The sequence below is a fragment of the Amycolatopsis sp. CA-211722 genome (assembly GCF_056828465.1).
The window spans coordinates 3,960,422-3,978,328 of record NZ_CP184752.1; the positions used below are offsets into that span (position 1 = coordinate 3,960,422).

Here is a 17,907-nt window from a genome sequence, read left to right on the forward strand (position 1 = left end):
ATGTGTCGGCCATCCGATCACGCGTGACGGAAGGCGCAACTCGCGTGATTCAAGGCGTAACTCGCGTGACGGGAGGCGTAACTCGAGTGATTCAAGGCGTAACTCGCGTGAAGGTAGGCGGGGGGCGCTAGCGCGAGCGGCGCGAGCCGGCGCGGGTCCCCGAGGAGAACGCGGCGGCACCGCCGCGACGGGCCGGAGCGCCGCCGGACTGGTTCCGCGAGGTCTGCGACTTGGCGGAACCGGAACCGCGGCGCGGCTGGGAGTCCGCGCCGGCGCGACGGCCCTGGCCGCCGCCCTTGGGCCCGCCTTCGCGCCGCCCGCCGGACTCGGCCGCGCGACGGCCTTGGCCGGCGGAAGCACCGCGACGGTCGCCCTCGGCGCGAGGCTGACGCGAGCGGCCATCGGAAGCGTCCGCGCCGCGACGGGCGCCACCAGCGGAAGCACCGCCTTGACGAGCGCCACCAGCGGAAGCACCGCGGCCGCTAGCCGAGCGGCCACCAGCGGAAGCGCCGCGGCCGGCACCGGAACGGCCACCGCTGGAAGAACCACGACCGCCGCCGGAAGCGCCGCGGCCACCGGCGGAGGGGCCTCGGCCACGTCCACCGCGGGAGCCGCGCCCACCGCCGGTGGGACGGTCTTCGTCGTCGCCCTTGCCCGGGATCGCTTCGCCGCTGGCGCTGACCCGCTTCGGCCGCGTGTCCACGATCGGCCGCCGCGGCGACGCGGTGAACGAACGCTCACCGGGCGCCAGCTCCGACAGCAGCGGGTGGCCGGGGCCGAGCTGGGTCGTGGTCGGCTTGATGCCGGCCTTGCGAGCGAGGTCGCGGACGTCGCCGACCTGCGCGTCGGTCATCAGCGTGACGACGGTGCCGGACGCGCCCGCCCGGGCGGTCCGGCCGGAGCGGTGCAGGTACGCCTTGTGTTCGACCGGCGGGTCGGCGTGGATGACCAGGGTGACGTCGTCGACGTGGATCCCGCGGGCGGCGATGTCGGTCGCGACCAGCGTCTTCGCCGCGCCGGAGGCAAACGCTTCCAGGTTGCGGGTCCGCGCGGTCTGGCCGAGGTTGCCGTGCAGCTCGACCGCCGGCACGCCGGAGGCCATGAGCTTGCGCGTCAACTGCTTGGCGCGGTGCTTCGTGCGGGTGAACACCAGCGTGCGGCCCGGGGCGGCGGTGAGGTCGATCAGCACCGGCAACCGGTGCGTCTCCTCCAGGTGCAGAACGTGGTGCTGCATGGTCGAGACCGGCGACTGGGCCGAGTCGACGCTGTGCGTCACCGGGTCGTGCATGAAGCGCTTGACCAGCACGTCGACACCCGCGTCGAGGGTCGCGGAGAACAGCAGCCGCTGCCCGCGCTCCGGGGTCTCGGCCATGATGCGCCGCACGTCGGGCAGGAAGCCGAGGTCGGCCATGTGGTCGGCCTCGTCCAGCACGGTGATCTCGACGTGGTCGAGCTTCGCCTCGCCCGAGCGCATGTGGTCCGCGAGGCGGCCGGGGCAGGCGACGACGATGTCCACGCCGTCACGCAGCCGGGTGATCTGCGGGTTGGGGCTGACGCCGCCGAAGATCGTGGTGACCTTGAGGCCGAGCGGTTTGGCCAGCGGCAGGAACGACGCCTCGATCTGGGTCGCCAGTTCGCGCGTCGGAGCCAGGACCAGCGCCCGCGGGCGGCCGGGGCGGCGGCGGGTCGGGCCTTCGGCGAGCCGGGCGAGGACGGGCAGCACGAAGCCGTACGTCTTGCCGGAGCCGGTGCGGCCGCGGCCGAGGACGTCCCGGCCGGCCAGCGAATGCGGCAGCGTGGCGGCCTGGATCGGGAACGGGCTGGTGACGCCCTGTTCGGCGAGCGTGTCGACGATCGTCTTGGGCAGGCCGAGTTCGGTGAAAGTAGGTGTGCTCATAAGCGTGTGGGCGCACGGGCGCCCTGGTATCTCCGTAAGGATAGAAACGGTTGTCCTGCCCGGCGCAGACCTCGGGGGCCGCGGCGCGTGGTCTTCGACAACGAAACGCGGCCCGAGGCAGAACTGAGCGGACCGCGTCGTCCAGTGTACTGGGTCGTGATCTCCCGGGCTACGTGATATCGCCCGCACCGGCCCGGTGATGTTCGTCGGTTCGGACGAGCCGCGCGCGGCGTCGCGGTGAAACGCTGGCCTGACCGGACGAAAGGGGACACGGGTGTCGAACGTTCAGGAGCTGCAAGGGGTGCTCGACGAGGAGGTGCGCCGCGCGAACGTCCCCGGAGCCGTGGTGGGGGTGACGCACCGGGGCGTGGAGTCGGTGTCCGTCACCGGAGTGTCCAGTGTGGACACTGGGCTCCCGGTCGATTCCGGCACGTTGTTCATGATCGGCTCCACCAGCAAGACGTTCGCCGCGGCCGCCGTGCTGGCCCTGGTCGAAGACGGTGTGCTGGACCTCGACAGGCCGGTCGTCGACTACCTTCCCGACGTCCCGCTGGCGGCGCGCGAGACGGTGACCCTGCGCCATCTGCTCACGCATTCCGCCGGATTCCTCGGCGACGTCGACTTCGCCACCGGGTGGGGTGACGACGCGCTGGCCCTCGCGATCGCGAAGTTCGGTGACCTGCCGCAGAATTTCGCGCCCGGCGAGGTGTTCTCGTACTGCAACGCCGGATTCCAGCTGGCCGGACGGGTCGTCGAGGTGGCCGCGGGCGAGCCTTTCGAGGACGTCGTCCGTGCCCGGCTGCTCGAACCGCTCGGCATGACCGAGTCGTATTACCTGCCGTGGGAGGTGCTCACGCGCCGTCACGCCGTCGGGCACGTGCTGCGCGATGGCGAACCTGCGGTCGAGCACACCGTGGGCCTCACCCGCGCGGACAGCGCGAGCGGCGGACTGTGGTCGACGGCGGGAGATCAGCTGAAGTGGGCCCGGTTCTTCCTGAGCGGCGAGGCCGAGGGCGAGCCGCCGCTCAGCGAAGCGACCCGCGACCTCATGCGAGCGCCGCAACGCAAGGCCGCGCTGCGGTTCGAGGAGGTCGGGCTGAGCTGGCTGCACACGACCCACGGCGCGGCCCGGCTGGTCCGGCACGGTGGCAACGTGAGCAATCTGCAGCTGTCGGAGTTCGTCACTCTGCCGGAACACGACTTCGCCGTCACGGTGCTGACCAACAGCGCGGGCGGATCGGCGCTGGGCGCCAAGATCGTCGACTGGTGCCTGGAGCATCTGGTCGGGCTGCCGCCGCTCGCGACCCCGCCGCCGGCGCCCCAGCCGAAGATCGCCGAGTACCTGGGCCGCTACCAGACCGGTGACCTGGCGTTCGTGATCAGCGACCGGGACGGTGTCCTCTGGGCCCAGCTCGTCGCCGACGTCGAGGGCTTCCCCTCGCCGCCGCCGTTCGAGGCGGTCTTCGTGGACGACGACGCGATCGCCCCCGCCGCCGACACCCGCAAACCCACCGCGCGGTTCCTGCGCGACGAGCGTGGACGGGTGACTTCGATCGAGTTCGGTGGCCGGACGGCCCAGCGAGGCGCTACGGTTACCGGGTAGTAACTTCGGCTGACCAGGAGTGCACCATGAGCGAAAAGGCGACCGCGTTGTTGCTGAACCCGGGTGGGTACGACCCCCAGCAGTTCGACCCGGAGACGCGTCGCCTGCTCCGTGCCACCATCGAGTGGTTCGAACAGCGTGGCAAGCGCAAGCTCGTCGAGGACTACCACGACCGGACCTTCTACGCGGACTTCATCGAGTTCGCGGGCAAGGAAGGCCTGTTCTCGACGTTCCTCACTCCCGGCGCCAACGCCGAAGGGAACCCCGACAAGCGCTGGGACACCGCGCGGGTCGCGGCCCTGTCGGAAATCCTCGGCTTCTATGGGCTCAATTACTGGTACCCGTGGCAGGTCACCATCCTCGGCCTGGGCCCGGTGTGGCAGAGCGCGAACGAGGCCGCCCGCAAACGCGCGGCGGACTCGCTCGCGGCCGGCGGCGTCGCCGCGTTCGGACTGTCCGAAAAGGAGCACGGGGCCGACATCTACTCGTCGGACCTCGTGCTCACCCCGGACGGCGCGGGCGGCTACCGCGCGAACGGGTCGAAGTACTACATCGGCAACGGCAACTGCGCGCGGACCGTGTCGGTGTTCGGCCGCATCGACGGCGTCGAAGGGCCGGACCAGTACGTGTTCTTCTACGCGGACTCGGAACACCCGAACTACCGCGTGGTGAAGAACGTCGTGCCGTCGCAGATGTACGTCGCCGAGTTCGAGCTGAACGACTACCCGGTGTCCGAAGAGGACATTCTGCACGTGGGCGCCGACGCGTTCTCCGCGGCGCTGAACACGGTCAACATCGGCAAGTTCAACCTGTGCTTCGGCGGCATCGGCATGTCGACGCACTCGCTGTACGAGGCGATCACGCACGCGCACAACCGGGTGCTCTACGGCAAGAAGGTCACCGATTTCCCGCATGTGCGCAGGGAATTCGTCGAGGCGTACGCGCGGCTCGTCGCGATGAAGCTGTTCTCCGACCGCGCCGTGGACTACTTCCGCAGCGCGAACGCGGACGACCGCCGGTACCTGCTGTTCAACCCGATCACCAAGATGAAGGTGACCACCGAGGCGCAGAAGGTCATCGGCCTGGTCGCGGATGTGGTGGCCGCCAAGGGGTTCGAGGCCGACACCTATCTCGCGATGTCCAAGAACGACATCGACGGCCTGCCGAAGCTCGAAGGCACGGTGGCGGTGAACCTCGCGCTGATCGCGAAGTTCGTGCCCGCCTACCTGTTCGCGCCGCAGGCTTACGAGCCGGTGCCGACCCGCTCCGACGCGGCCGACGACGAGTTCCTGTTCCGCCAGGGCCCCGCGCGCGGGCTCTCGAAGGTGCGGTTCCACGACTGGCGCGAGGCGTACGCCAAGGCGTCCGCGATCCCGAACGTCGCGCGGTTCACCGAACAGGCCGAGGCGCTGGTGAAGCTGTTCACCGACGCGGCCCCGGACGAGGCGCAGCAGCAGGACATCGACTTCGGTCTCGCGCTGACCGAGCTGTTCACGCTGGTCGTCTACGGGCAGCTGGTGCTGGAGCAGGCGGAGATCACCGGGATCGAGACCGAGGTCGTCGACCAGATCTTCGCCATCCTGGTGCAGGACTTCAGCCTCACCGCGATCGACCTGCACGGGAAGTCGTCCTCGACGGACGCGCAGCAGGCGCTCGCGCTCGCGTCGATCCGGAAGCCGGTCGTGGACGCGGCCCGCTTCGACCACGTGTGGTCCCTGGTCCGCGATCTTTCCGGCGCCTACGCGATGAATCCGTGAGCTGAAGGACGCTTTCCCCGCATCTGACACAGTGAAGGGCGCTTTCCCCACATCGCATGCGGGGAAAGCGCCCTTCAGCAGCTCTACTTGCCGAAACCGGCCTTCCGGAGCGCGTCCGCCATGGCGCCGCCGCCACCGGAGTTCCCGCCGCGGTCCCGGCCGCCCCCACGGCCGCCCTGACCGCCACGCTGACCGCCGCCCTGACGCTGGCCGCGGTCACGACCGCCGCCGCCCTGCTCGCGAGCGGGCTTGCCGGGCTCGTCGTCCAGGCGCAGGGTCAGCGAGATCCGCTTGCGCGGCACGTCGACCTCCAGCACCTTCACCTTGACGATGTCGCCCGGTTTCACGACCTCACGCGGGTCCTTGACGAAGTTCTTCGACAGCGCGGACACGTGCGCGAGCCCGTCCTGGTGCACACCGACGTCGATGAACGCGCCGAACGCGGCCACGTTCGTCACGACGCCTTCCAGGCGCATACCCGGCTTGAGGTCGCCGATCTTCTCGACGCCGTCGGCGAAGGTCGCGGTCTTGAACGCCGGACGCGGGTCGCGGCCCGGCTTGTCGAGCTCGGCGAGGATGTCGGTCACCGTCGGGAGACCGAAGGTGTCGTCGACGAACTCCGTGGGCTTCAGCGCCTGTAGCGTCCGCGTGTTGCCGATCAGCGAACGGATGTCGGTACCGGTGGACGAAAGGATCCGCCGCACCACCGGGTACGCCTCCGGGTGCACCGAGGACGAGTCGAGCGGGTCGTCGCCGTCCGGGATCCGGAGAAAGCCCGCGCACTGCTCGAAGGCCTTCGGGCCCAGCCGCGCGACCTCCTTGAGCCCGCTGCGGGTCTTGAACGGCCCGTTCTCGTCGCGGTGCGCGACGATGTTCTCGGCCAGCGTCGTCGTGATCCCCGAAACGCGGGTCAGCAGCGGCGCCGACGCGGTGTTGACGTCCACGCCGACGGCGTTCACACAGTCCTCGACCACCGCGTCGAGTGAGCGCGACAGCGAGATCTCCGACAGGTCGTGCTGGTACTGCCCGACGCCGATCGACTTCGGGTCGATCTTCACCAGTTCCGCCAGCGGGTCCTGCAGCCGGCGCGCGATGGAGACCGCGCCGCGCAGCGAGACGTCCATGCCCGGCAGCTCCTGCGAAGCGAACGCCGACGCCGAATAGACCGACGCGCCGGCCTCCGAGACGACGGCCTTGGTCAGCTTCAGTTCCGGGTGCTTCTTGATCAGTTCGCCGGCGAGCTTGTCGGTCTCGCGCGACGCGGTGCCGTTGCCGATCGAGATCAGGTCCACCTTGTGCCGGGCGCACAGCGCGGCGAGTTCGGCGATGGACTGGTCCCATTTGTTGGCGGGCTGGTGCGGGTAGATCACGTGAGTGGCGACGACCTTGCCGGTCGCGTCGACGACGGCGACCTTGACACCGGTACGGAAGCCCGGATCGAGGCCCATCGTGGCGCGCGTGCCGGCCGGGGCGGCGAGCAGCAGGTCGCGCAGGTTCGCGGCGAACACGCGGACGGCGTCGTCCTCGGCCGACTGGCGCAGCCGCATCCGCAGGTCGATCCCCAGGTGCAGCAGGATCTTCGTCCGCCACGCCCAGCGGACGGTGTCCCCGAGCCACTTGTCGGCCGGGCGGCCTTCGTTCGAGATGCCGAACTTGTGGGCGATGCGGTTCTCGTACTCGGTCGGCCCGGTGCGCGGTTCTTCGGAGGGCTCCTCCGACTCCATCGACAGGTCGAGGATCTCTTCCTTCTCGCCGCGGAACATCGCGAGGATCCGGTGCGAGGGGAGCTTGGTGTAGGGCTCGGAGAACTCGAAGTAGTCGGAGAACTTCGCGCCCTCTTCGGCCTTGCCGTCGCGGACCTTGGAAGCGAGCCGGCCTTCCGCCCACATCTTCTCTCGCAGCTCGCCGATCAGATCGGCGTCTTCGGCGAAGCGCTCGACGAGGATCGCGCGGGCGCCGTCCAGCGCGGCCTGCGCGTCCGCGACGCCCTTGTCGGCGTCGACGAACACCGCGGCGGCGGCCTGCGGGTCGGTGTTCGGGTCGCTCAGCAGCCCGTCGGCGAGCGGCTCCAGACCGGCCTCGCGGGCGATCATCGCCTTCGTCCGCCGCTTGGGCTTGTACGGCAGGTAGATGTCCTCGAGACGGGACTTGGTGTCGGCCGCCATGATCGACGCTTCGAGCGCCTCGTCCAGCTTGCCCTGGCTGCGGATCGACTCCAGCACCGCGACCTTGCGCTCGCCGAGTTCCCGCAGGTAGCGGAGGCGCTCTTCGAGGGTGCGGAGCTGGGTGTCGTCCAGCATCCCGGTGACCTCTTTGCGGTACCGGGCGATGAACGGCACGGTCGATCCGCCGTCCAGCAGGTCGACGGCCGCCTTGACCTGCCCCTCGCGCACGCCGAGTTCTTCGGCGATCTTCTGCTCGACTGTCTGCAGGCCCTGCACGCTCACTCCCACGCTCCTGAATCCGCCCTCGGGTGCTCTCGGACCCTGCATTCTGCCGCTCGCGCCGAGCCGACTTTCGTATGGCCTCCCCTAACCGAACCCTTGACAGTTGTATTGGTCTGTACCATTTTGATGTGGCCGACATCACCCGTTCGTGGAGGCCAGTCGTGAAAGTGAAGCCCAAACACGCGTTCCTCGCCCTGCTGTCGTCACTGGCCGTGTGCCTGGGGGTGACTTTCGCGGTCTCGGGCAGCGCCTCGGCCGCCAACATCCTGACCAACCCCGGCTTCGAACTCGGGACCACGAGCGGCTGGACCTGCACCGGCACGAACGCGGTGGTCACGACGCCGGTCCACTCGGGCACCCGCGCGCTCAGCGCCACCCCGGCGGGGCAGGACAACGCCCGCTGCTCGCAGAGCGTGGCCGTGAAGGCCAACACCGCGTACACGCTTTCGGCGTGGGTGCAGGGCAGCTACACCTACCTCGGTGTCACCGGCACCGGGACGGGTGACAAGAACACCTGGACCCCGGGTGGCGGCAGCTGGTCGCAGCTCTCGCTGAGCTTCACCACCGGCGCGTCCACCACGAGCGTCGAGATCTACCTGCACGGCTGGTACGGCCAGCCCGCGTACTTCGCCGACGACGTGAACCTCGACGGTCCCGGCGGCTCGCCCACCACGACGCCGACCACGCCGACGACGTCCACGAGCCCGACGACCACCACGTCGAACCCGCCGACGACCACGACGAGCACCCCGCCGACCGGGAACCTGCCGAAGCACGTGATCACCGGCTACTGGCAGAACTTCTACAACGGCGCGAAGGCGCTCAAGCTCGCCGACGTCCCGACGAAGTACAACATCATCGCGGTGTCCTTCGCCGACGCGACGGCCACGCCGGGCGCGGTCAGCTTCACCCTCGACTCGGGTCTGTCGAGCCAGCTCGGCGGCTACACCGACGCGCAGTTCAAGGCCGACATCAAGACGGCGCAGGCGCGCGGGCAGAAGGTCATCCTGTCCGTCGGCGGTGAGAAGGGCACGATCCGCGTCGACTCCTCGGCCGCGGCGACGAACTTCTCCAACAGCATGAAGTCGCTCATCGCGACCTACGGCTTCGACGGCGTCGACATCGACCTGGAGAACGGCGTCAACGCGACCTACATGGCGCAGGCGCTGCGCAGCATCCACGCGGCCGGCGGCTCGATCATCACCATGGCGCCGCAGACGATCGACATGCAGAGCCCGGCGGCGGAGTACTTCAAGCTGGCGCTGAACGTCAAGGACATCCTGACCATCGTCAACATGCAGTACTACAACAGCGGCACGATGCTCGGCTGCGACCAGAAGGTCTACTCGCAGGGCACGGTGGACTTCCTCACCGCACTGGCCTGCATCCAGCTGCAGAGCGGGCTGCGCGCCGACCAGGTCGGGCTCGGCCTGCCCGCGTCGGGTTCGGCGGCCGGTGGTGGCTACCAGGCGCCCGGCAACACGGTCAACGCGCTGAACTGCCTGGCGAAGGGCACGAACTGCGGTTCGTTCAAGCCTTCGACGACGTACCCGGCGATCCGGGGCGCGATGACCTGGTCGATCAACTGGGACGCCTCGCAGGGCTACGCGTGGTCGAACACGGTGAGCGCGGGCCTGGCCGGCCTCCCGTGACGCACCACTAGACCGGGGCGGGGCACCGCCGTCGCGCGGGCGACGGTGCCCCGCCTCTTCCATGTCTCGCGTTTCGTCCTCTGGATGCGGTAGTTGGCAGGGCGAACTACCGCATCCAGAGGACGAAACGCGGGAGTCAGAGGGGCGTGAGGGGCAGGCGCAGGGCCGCCGGGGCCTCCGGAGGGACGACGGGCTTCAGCGGCGCGACGGGGGACAGGCGCCGGTAGGCGGAGCCGAGCGGCGGCCGGGGATCGTCCTCACCTTTGTTGGGCCACAACGACATCGCGCGTTCCGCCTGTGCGGTGATGGTCAGCGACGGGTTCACGCCGAGGTTCGCCGAGATCGCCGAGCCGTCGGCGATGTGCAGCCCCGGGTACCCGTGCACCCGCTGGTACGGGTCGACGACGCCGGTCTCGGCGCTGTCGCCGATCGCGCAGCCGCCGATGAAATGCCCGGTGACCGGGATGTTCGCCAGATCCGTCCACGCGCCCTGCGCCAGCCCGCCGATCTTGTCCGCCACCCGCCGCGTGACCTCGTGCCCGGCGGGGATCCACTCGGGGTTCGGGTCGCCGATGCCCTGTTTCGTGGTCATCCGGCGGCCGAACAGCCCGCGTTTCGTGTACGTGGTCACGGAATTGTTCAGCGTCTGCATCACCAGCAGCCCGACCATCCGTTCCGACCAGCGCCGGGGGTTGTGCAGCCGCACCAGGTTCCGCCGGTGCCGCCACAGCTCGCGGACGCCCAGCACCCAGCGGCGTTTGCCCGGCTCGGCGTCGACGAGCACCGTCGCGAGCAGTCCCATGGCGTTGCTGCCCTTGCCGTAACGCACCGGTTCGACGTGCGTGACGGCGTCGGGATGGATCGACGACGTGATCGCGACGCCGCGGGTGAAGTCCGTGTCGTCGCGCAGCGAGCGCGCGGCGAGCACGGCCTCGGAGTTCGTCCTGGCGAGCAGGCCCAGCCGCGGCGACAGCTCGGGCAGGGTGCCCGAATCCTTGAGCGAGTGCAGAAGCCGTTGCGTGCCCAGGGAAGCGGCGGCGAACACGACCTGCTCGGCGGTGAACGTCCGCTTTTCCTTGCGCGCCCACCGTCCTGTCCGGACGGTGTCGACCGCGTAGCCGCCGTCGATCGGCCGGACCGACACCGCGGTGGTCAGCGGATGGACCTCCGCGCCCGCCTTCTCCGCCAGGTACAGGTAGTTCTTGACGGTCGTGTTCTTCGCACCGACCCGGCAGCCGGTCATGCACTCGCCGCAGTGCGTGCACGGCTTCCGCAGCGGGCCTTCGCCGCCGAAGAACGGGTCGACGTCGCGCGCGCCGAAGTGGACGCCGACCGGGGTCGGCCGGTAGGTGTCCGCGATGCCCATGTCCTCGGCGACCTCGCGCAGCACCCGGTCGGCCGGGGTGACCAGCGGGTTCTCGACCACGCCCAGCATCCGTTTCGCCTGGTCGTAATGCGGGGCTAGTTCGGCCTTCCAGTCGGTGATGTGCGCCCACTGCGGATCCCGGTAGAAGGTGTCCGGGGGCTCGTAGAGCGTGTTCGCGTAGACGAGCGAGCCGCCGCCGACACCCGCGCCGCTCAGGACGAACGTGTTCTTCAGCAGCGTGAGCCGCTGGATGCCGTAGCAGCCCAGTTTCGGCGCCCATAGGTACTTTCGCAGCCGCCACGACGTCTTCGCGAACTCGTCGTCGGCGAACCGGCGGCCGGTCTCCAGCACGCCGACGCGGTACCCCTTCTCGGTGAGCCGCAGGGCGGTCACGCTGCCGCCGAAACCGGAGCCGATCACCAGCACGTCGTAGTTCATCGTGCTCCCGCCGTCCGGTAGTCGCCGAGGTCGAGCTTCTTCGTCCGCCGGTGGTATTCGGACAGCAATCCCGGCCAGTTCGCGCTCACCCGGCCGTTCTCCTGGCGGTACCAGCTGGCACAGGTCGTCCACACGGTCTTGCCCAGCCGCCGCTGGATCTCCTCGTCGTAAGTCCGCTCGACCTCCGGGACGACGTCCATATAGGACACACCCGGCCGGGACAGGTGCTCGACGGCCTGCCGGATGTAGCGGGCCTGCCGTTCGATCATGTAGATGACAGACCCCGCGCCGATGTTCGTGTTGGGCCCATAGACGCAGAACAGGTTCGGGAAACCCGGCACGGTCATGCCGAGATACGCCCGCGCGCCGTCCTTCCACACGTCGGACAGAGCCTTGCCGGCGAGACCTTTCACCTCGACCTCGCCGAGGAAGTCGGTCGCCGCGAACCCGGTTCCGTAGACGATGACGTCCGCCTCGTGTTCGACGCCGTCTTCGGTGAGCACGCCGGACGGCGTGATCGCGCTGATGCGCCGCGTCTCCACGGCGACGTTGTGCTGCGCCAGCGCGGGCAAGTACTCGTTGGTGAACAGGACCCGCTTGCAGCCGAGGGAGTAGTCGGGGGTGAGTTTCCGGCGCAGCGCCGGATCCTTGAGGTACTTGCGGCGAAGCTGGGCCGCCCTCAGTTCGAGGAGCCTGAGCAGTGCGGGGCTCTTGGTCATCGCGTAGGTCGCGTATTCGGTGAGGGCGAAGACCCGGAGCCTGCCGAGGAGTTGTGTGGCCGGGAAACGCCGGAACAGCCGCTGCTGCCAGCGCCGGTAGCTGGTGTCCCGTTTGGCCATGATGTACGGCGCGGTGCGCTGGAAGACGGTCAGTTCGCCCGCCTGGCGCTGGAGTTCGGGTACGAACTGGATCGCGCTCGCGCCGGTGCCGATCACCGCGACCTTCTTGCCGCGCAGGTCGACGTCGTGATCCCAGTGTGCGGAGTGGAAGCTGGTGCCCTCGAAGGTCTCCTGGCCGGGGATGTCCGGCTGGACCGGCCGCGAGAGCTGGCCGACGGCGGGGACGAAGACGTTCGCCTCGTACGTCTCGCCGCCCGCGGTCTCCACCCGCCAGAGCCCACGTTCCTCGTCGAAGGCCGCGGAGGTGACGCGGACGCCGAACCGGATGTGCGGTTCGAGCCCGTAGCGGCGCACCACGCGTTTGAGGTACTCGTGGATGTCCGGTTGCAGAGAGAACCGCTTCGGCCAGTCGGGGTTGGGCTCGTAGGAGAACGAGTACAGCGGCGACGGGATGTCGCAGCCCGCGCCGGGGTACGTGTTCTCCCGCCAGACGCCGCCGGGTTCGCCGGCGCTCTCCAGGATGGTGAAGTTCTCGAAGCCGGCGCGCTTGAGCTCGATCGCCGTCCCGACCCCGCCGAAGCCCGTCCCTACGATCAGCACGCTCGTATCGCCCATGCCGATCGAAGTTACCCAGCGGTCACCCCTGGTGGAAGTACACGAGTGGCCACCCGATCGAGATTTCCGGCCACGCCCCTGCCCGCGTTTCGTCCTCTAGTTGCGGTAGTTCGCGCTGCCAACTACCGCAACTAGAGGACGAAACGCACCGAGTGGGTCTCCGCCTTCGGGTGCGCCCAGGTCAGGAGGCGGTGGGCGGAGCTCTCCAGCGTGTCCAGGTCGCGCTTCGGGACGCGTTCGAACGGCGTGATCACCACCGAAGCCGCCTTCTTCACGGTCTCGATCTCCCAGAAGCCCTTCACCATGCCGCCGACCAGGATGGTGCCCTTGACCAGGCCGTTCTGCGTGATGACGACCTTGCGGTGCTCGTCGCTGATCACGCGCGTGCGGTCGGCGTAGGACAGGACGGTCTGGTCGAACGGTCCCAACAACCGCGCGGGCGCGGGCGTGTCCGGATCCGGACGGGAGGCCTCGGGCAGGTCGAAGAGCTCGCGGCCGTTCTCGTCACGGAACGTCCGCAGCTCCGGCCGCAGCCGCTCGGCGACCTCGCCGAGCTTCGTGATCCCGGCCCACGCCTGCGCGTCCTGCACACTGGCCGGCCCGAACGCGGCCAGATAGCGCCGGAACATCGCTTCCGGCGACGGCGCGGTGTCCGGTTCGGCGCCCAGCCAGTCCTCGGTGGTCTGGTACGTCGGCTGCCCGGATTTGCCCCAGACGCCGCGCGGCGGGATCTGCACCAGCGGCAGCAGCGCCCGCGCGACGTGTACCAGCGACGATGGCGCGACACCCTCCCAGTGCTTCGCGAGTTCCGCGCCGAGGCCTGCCGACGAAAGCGGCCGCTCACCCAGCAGCTTGCGGGCGGTGCGAGCGATCTCCTGGTGGTCGAGGCCCTTGATGTCGGGGCCGTGCTGGGTGTTGCCGAGCACCGAGCGGTCGTAGAGCGGCTGCACGATGGGGCGCCACGCGAGCGCGTCCGACGGCGTGACCAGGTGCACCGTGCCGCGCATGAGCGCGATCCGCACGACGCTCTTGTCCAGCAGGAGGCTCGCCAGGTCTTCCTGGCGGAACCCGTGCAGCCGCGTCCACAGCGCGAAGTACGGCGGGTTCGGGGCCTGCGCCTGTAATCCGGCGAGATGCTCTACCGCTTCGAGCGCGGTCATCTTCGAACGCCGGAGCAGCAACTGCCGGTCCAGCATGGCGCGGTTCAGCGCGCGCCTGCTCAACGTGTCGGACATGCCGCTCACCCTAATCGGGATCAAGGACAGTTACGGTCCTCGATGCGCCGGACGTTGCCGGGATCCATAATCCCGGCCATGGAACTACCGCCGCCGGTGATCCGGGACTGGGACTACCCCCGCGGCACGGCGAGCATCGTGCTGATGGCCCGCTTCGCCGCCGAGAACGGCGTCACGGGGTTGGAGTCCTACGAGCACGCCCCTGTGGACGGTCAGGTCGACGCGCGCCAAGAGCTCGCGGTGGTCCGGACGCTGGTCCGCGGGCTCGGCGGCGGAGACGACGTCGCGCTGCGGCTGAGCAGGCGCTACCGGGTCAGCGCGTTCGGCATCTTCGGCTTCGCGTGCATCAGCAGCCCGACGCTGGGGGACGCGATGCGCTTCGCCCTGCGCTACCTCGACCTGAGTTTCACCTTCTGCATCCCGCACGTGACCGTCGAGGCCGGGCGGCTCGCGCTGGCCATGGACGACAGCCGCGTGCCAGGTGACGTCGCCCGCTTCCTGGTGCTGCGCGACCTCGGCGCCATCCACACCGTCATGCGTGACATCCTGCCGGACATCTCCTTGCGCTCCTTGGCCTTCCGGCACGACGAACCCTCCACTGTGGACGAGTACAAGCGGACGTTCGGCTTGGCGCCGTCGTTCTCCGCCCCGTCGCATCTCGCCACCCTGGATCCGCTCTTCCTGGACAAACCCCTGCCACAGGCCAACGATCAGACGGTCGCGGTCTGCGCCGCGCACTGCGATCTGCTGGTGTCACGGAAACGGGAACGCTCCGGGATCGCCCAGCAGGTCCGGGAACGGCTGGTGCGGTTCGGTGGCGTCGACGCCGGGATGGACGAGGTCGCGCGGCAGCTCGCGCTCAGCCCGCGCACGCTGCGGCGGCGGCTGTTCGAGGCCGGGACCGGCTACCGCACGCTGCTCGACGAGGTCCGGCAGGCCCTGGCGGAGGAGATGCTCGACACCGGCGCGCTCAGCGTGGAAGACGTCGCGCTGCGGCTGGGGTACGCCGAAGCGTCGAGCTTCATCTACGCCTTCAAACGCTGGAAGGGGATGACGCCGGCGGCTTACGCCCGGCGGAACGCGTTGCGAGCACGGCCGGGTAGGTGACCCGCAGCAGGTGCAGGATCGAGTCGGTGAGGAAGACCCGCAGCTCGTCCCGGCCGAGCGTGCCGCGGATCAGCCATTCGCGTGACGCCGCGCGCAGCATCCCGCCGTACGACCGGATCATCGCGCGAAGTTCTTCGCGCCCCTCGGTGACGTCGCTCATCAACGCGGCCGCGAGCACGCGATCGGCGGCGATCTCGTCCGCCTCCAGCATGATCCGCTCGATCTCCGGGTCGCGGCCGACCGCCTCCGAACCGATCGCGGTCAGCCACGCCTGCTCGTTGCGCTCGACGACCTCGATCCAGTGCCGGACGCTGATCGCGAGCCGCTCTTCGGCGCTCGTGTCGGGCAGGTTCTCGATCACCGGCGCCGGGACGATCATCATCTGCCGGACGACTTCCAGGTACAGCTCGCGTTTGCCGCCGAAGTAGTGGTTGATCAGCGGCCTGGCCACGCCGGCGGCCTTCGCGATGTCCGAGGTCGAAACCGAGGCGTACGTGCCCTCGCCGAACAGCCGCCGGGCCGCGGTCAGGATCTCGGCGCGCCGGGCGGCCGGTTCGAGGCGGCGCCGCCGGGTCTCCGGATCGGTGCTCATGGGCCGAGCGTAACCGTTTCACGTGACCGCCTGCCGTTACTCATTCGGAACGACCCGCCGGTAACCCCGGGGGCCTTCGCGGCGACGTTGGGGGCGGGGGGACCGGGCGTCATGAGTAGGGACGAATGGCCAGTGCCGAACGCGAGCCGGTTCGCCGTACCGGACGGTGGGTCAGTGTGCGGCTGCAGCATCGTGACGTCCGCGTCCAGGACGAATGCGTCTCGTACGCGGGGATCGTGATCACGAGCTACGAGAACGGGGCCGAGGTCGGCGAACGCTGGATCCCGCTCGGGGTCGATCCGTCGGAGGCCGACGACGAACAGCTCATCCAGCAGCTGCGTGACGCCCTGATCTGGCAGGCGCGGCGGCCGCCGAAGGCCGCGGGGGAGTAGGCGTAACTCGCGTGATCAGAGGCGTAACTCGCGTGATTGAAGCCGATCCGGCTTCAATCACGCGAGTTACGCCTTCAAGCACGCGAGTTACGGCTATTGGGTCCGCAGGCCGTCGAAAGCGATCTTGCACACCGCGTCCGCCAGCTCCGTCCCGGCCGAACCACGACGCGGCCGGTACCACTCGATCAGCGAGTTCACCATGCCGTACAGCAGCCGCGCGGTGACCGCGGGATCGATGTCGGGGCGCACGTCGCCCTCGGTTTCGGCCTGTTTCACCAGTTCCGTGACGAGCCGGTCGAATTCGCGCCGCCGCGCGAGCGCCGCCCGTTCGATCTTGGTGTTGCCGCGCACCCGCAGCAGCAGGGTCACGAACGGCAGCTGCTCGACCAGCACCAGGACACTGCCCCGCACCAGATGCTCCAGCTTTTCGATCGCCTTGCCCTCGAAGGATTCCGTCTCGGCGGCGACGGCGAACAGGCCGTTCAGCGCGCGGTCGACGGCGAGCCGCAGCAGCTCCTCCTTGCTCGGCACGTGGTGGTAGATCGCGGATTTCGTGATACCGAGCTTGCGGGAGAGGTCCTCCATGCTGGTGCCGTCGTAGCCGCGCTCGTTGAACAGCTTCACCGCGACCTGCAGCAGCGACTCGAGGTCGTAACCGGGACGCCCCCGGCGGGCGGGGGTGCTCAAGCGCGGTCCCGTTCGTCGAGGACGCGGCGCATCTTGCCCAGCGAGCGTTCCAGCGTGTCCGGGTCGACGACCTCGACGCCGACGCTCACGCCGACCCCGTCCTTCACCCCGGCGATCAGCCGGGCGGCGGCCTCGGCGCGCTGCTCGGCGGTCGCGTCCGGACGCGCTTCGACGCGGACGGTCAGGTGGTCCATCCGGCCCTTCGTCGACCGGATCAGCTGGAAATGCGGCGCGAGCGCGGGGGTCACCAGCACGACTTCCTCGATCTGCGTGGGGAAGACGTTGACGCCACGCAGGATGATCATGTCATCGCTACGCCCGGTCACCTTCTCCATCCGCCGGTACGCCGGCCGCGCGGTGCCCGGCAGCAGCCTGGTCAGGTCGCGCGTGCGGTACCGGATGATCGGCAACGCCTGTTTGGTGAGCGAGGTGAACAGCAGCTCACCCTCGGCGTCGGTCGGTTTCTCGGTGAACGGGTCGATCACCTCGGGGAAGAAGTGGTCCTCCCAGATGTGCAGCCCGTCCTTGGTCTCGACGCATTCCTGCGCGACGCCGGGGCCCATCACCTCGGACAGGCCGTAGATGTCGACGGCGTCGATGCCGACGCGTTCCTCGATCTCCGTGCGCATCTGCTCGGTCCACGGCTCCGCGCCGAAGATGCCGACCTTGAGCGAACTCGTCTGCGGGTCGATGCCCTGGCGCTCGAACTCGTCGAGCAGCGTCAGCATGTACGACGGGGTGACCATGATGATCTCGGGTTTGAAATCGGTGATGATCTGCACCTGCCGCGCGGTCATGCCGCCCGACGCCGGGATCACCGTGCAGCCGAGCTTTTCGGCGCCGTAATGCGCGCCGAGCCCGCCGGTGAACAGGCCGTATCCGTAGGCCACGTGGACCTTGTCGCCCGGCCGCCCGCCCGCGGCGCGGATCGAGCGCGCCATCACCGTCGCCCAGGTGTCGATGTCTTCGGACGTGTAGCCGACGACGGTCGGTTTCCCGGTGGTACCGCTGGACGCGTGGATCCGGCTCACCTGCGCCTCCGGCACGGCGAACATGCCGAACGGGTAGTTGTCGCGCAGATCCTGTTTGGTGGTGAACGGGAACTTCGCCAGATCTTCCAGCGCCTTGCAGTCGTCCGGGTGAACGCCCGCCTCGTCGAACTTCCGCGTGTAGAAGGGCACGTTGTCGTACGCGTGCCGCAGCGTCCACTGGAGGCGTTTCAGTTGCAGCGCCTGGAGTTCGTCGATGGTGAGGTTCTCGGCTTCGTCGCTGAAAGTCAT

General features: G+C 69.2%; 13 protein-coding genes. 5 read left to right on the top strand and 8 right to left on the bottom strand.

Annotation, left to right across the window (positions count from 1 at the left end; all coding sequences use genetic code 11):
- Positions 1-127: 127 nt before the first annotated feature.
- Positions 128-1,897: a DEAD/DEAH box helicase gene (locus ACOCEP_RS19300; protein ID WP_482338991.1), complete on the bottom strand. Its 1,770-nt coding sequence runs from the start codon at positions 1,895-1,897 to the stop codon at positions 128-130.
- Between the two features lie 274 nt (positions 1,898-2,171).
- Between ACOCEP_RS19300 and ACOCEP_RS19305 the strand changes: the two genes are divergently transcribed.
- Positions 2,172-3,500 (top strand): serine hydrolase domain-containing protein, encoded by a 1,329-nt coding sequence (locus ACOCEP_RS19305; protein WP_482338993.1) that lies wholly within the window; start codon positions 2,172-2,174, stop codon positions 3,498-3,500.
- 26 nt (positions 3,501-3,526) lie between these two features.
- Positions 3,527-5,257, top strand: a complete 1,731-nt coding sequence (locus ACOCEP_RS19310; protein ID WP_482338995.1) for an acyl-CoA dehydrogenase family protein — start codon at positions 3,527-3,529, stop codon at positions 5,255-5,257.
- A gap of 83 nt (positions 5,258-5,340) precedes the next feature.
- Here ACOCEP_RS19310 and ACOCEP_RS19315 read toward each other — a convergent pair whose 3' ends face one another.
- Complete coding sequence (locus ACOCEP_RS19315; RefSeq protein ID WP_482338997.1) at positions 5,341-7,704, bottom strand: Tex family protein; 2,364 nt, start codon at positions 7,702-7,704, stop codon at positions 5,341-5,343.
- A 161-nt stretch (positions 7,705-7,865) separates the two neighbouring features.
- On the opposite strand from ACOCEP_RS19315, the gene ACOCEP_RS19320 reads away from it, so the two are divergent.
- Positions 7,866-9,356 carry a chitinase gene (locus tag ACOCEP_RS19320; RefSeq protein WP_482338999.1) on the top strand — a complete coding sequence of 497 codons (1,491 nt, stop codon included), beginning with the start codon at positions 7,866-7,868 and terminating at the stop codon, positions 9,354-9,356.
- A 136-nt stretch (positions 9,357-9,492) separates the two neighbouring features.
- Here ACOCEP_RS19320 and ACOCEP_RS19325 read toward each other — a convergent pair whose 3' ends face one another.
- The 3 genes from ACOCEP_RS19325 to ACOCEP_RS19335 all read right to left on the bottom strand — a co-directional run bounded on the left by ACOCEP_RS19325 (position 9,493) and on the right by ACOCEP_RS19335 (position 13,849).
- The gene (locus ACOCEP_RS19325) at positions 9,493-11,160 is read right to left on the bottom strand and encodes a GMC oxidoreductase (RefSeq protein ID WP_482339001.1); all 1,668 of its coding nucleotides are present in this window, start codon (positions 11,158-11,160) and stop codon (positions 9,493-9,495) included.
- On the bottom strand, positions 11,157-12,614 hold the full coding sequence (locus ACOCEP_RS19330) for a flavin-containing monooxygenase (protein WP_482339003.1): 1,458 nt from the start codon (positions 12,612-12,614) through the stop codon (positions 11,157-11,159). The genes ACOCEP_RS19325 and ACOCEP_RS19330 overlap by 4 nt, the downstream gene beginning before the upstream one ends.
- A 131-nt stretch (positions 12,615-12,745) precedes the next feature.
- Positions 12,746-13,849, bottom strand: coding sequence for a winged helix DNA-binding domain-containing protein (locus ACOCEP_RS19335; protein WP_482339005.1), 1,104 nt, complete (start codon positions 13,847-13,849; stop codon positions 12,746-12,748).
- 78 nt (positions 13,850-13,927) lie between these two features.
- On the opposite strand from ACOCEP_RS19335, the gene ACOCEP_RS19340 reads away from it, so the two are divergent.
- Positions 13,928-14,956 (top strand): AraC family transcriptional regulator, encoded by a 1,029-nt coding sequence (locus tag ACOCEP_RS19340; protein WP_482339006.1) that lies wholly within the window; start codon positions 13,928-13,930, stop codon positions 14,954-14,956.
- On the opposite strand, the gene ACOCEP_RS19345 is transcribed toward ACOCEP_RS19340, so the two are convergent.
- A complete protein-coding gene (locus ACOCEP_RS19345) occupies positions 14,883-15,548 on the bottom strand; it encodes a TetR/AcrR family transcriptional regulator (protein WP_482339008.1) in 666 nt (221 codons plus the stop codon). The two genes, ACOCEP_RS19340 and ACOCEP_RS19345, sit on opposite strands and share 74 nt — an antisense overlap.
- Positions 15,549-15,673: 125 nt before the next feature.
- On the opposite strand from ACOCEP_RS19345, the gene ACOCEP_RS19350 reads away from it, so the two are divergent.
- Entirely contained in the window at positions 15,674-15,940 is a 267-nt protein-coding gene (locus ACOCEP_RS19350; protein ID WP_482339010.1) for a hypothetical protein, read from the top strand.
- A gap of 93 nt (positions 15,941-16,033) precedes the next feature.
- Here the strand turns inward: ACOCEP_RS19350 and ACOCEP_RS19355 are convergent, their stop codons facing one another.
- Both ACOCEP_RS19355 and paaK read right to left on the bottom strand, forming a co-directional pair.
- The gene (locus tag ACOCEP_RS19355) at positions 16,034-16,627 is read right to left on the bottom strand and encodes a TetR/AcrR family transcriptional regulator (protein WP_126737382.1); all 594 of its coding nucleotides are present in this window, start codon (positions 16,625-16,627) and stop codon (positions 16,034-16,036) included.
- Entirely contained in the window at positions 16,624-17,907 is a 1,284-nt protein-coding gene (paaK, locus tag ACOCEP_RS19360; protein ID WP_350594893.1) for a phenylacetate--CoA ligase PaaK, read from the bottom strand. The genes ACOCEP_RS19355 and paaK overlap by 4 nt, the downstream gene beginning before the upstream one ends.